Here is a 234-nt window from a genome sequence, read left to right as displayed (position 1 = left end):
GAGCAATCATTTAGGAAACGTCTTAAGTGTGGTCAGTGACAAAAAAATTCCTACCTTGTCGGGAAGTTCTTTGAGTTATTTTAATGCTGATATAAAAGCATATAATGATTACTATCCCTTCGGCATGCTTATGCCCGGGCGGCATGCGAACACTTCGAATTACCGCTACGGGTTTCAGGGGCAGGAGATGGACGATGAGATTAAAGGGGAGGGAAACTCTATCAACTACAAATA

At 42.3% G+C, this 234-nt stretch carries 1 protein-coding gene; it reads left to right on the top strand.

Annotated elements, in window-relative coordinates; all coding sequences use genetic code 11:
• Positions 1-234 (top strand): hypothetical protein (locus ESU54_RS18015; protein ID WP_211362175.1); only part of this gene is annotated, 234 nt, incomplete at both ends.

Origin of the sequence: Aequorivita antarctica, assembly GCF_007997155.1 — a bacterium.
GTDB classification, from domain to species: domain Bacteria; phylum Bacteroidota; class Bacteroidia; order Flavobacteriales; family Flavobacteriaceae; genus Aequorivita; species Aequorivita antarctica.
Note: the sequence above shows the minus strand (reverse complement) of the source record. Positions and strands in the feature narration are given on the sequence as shown.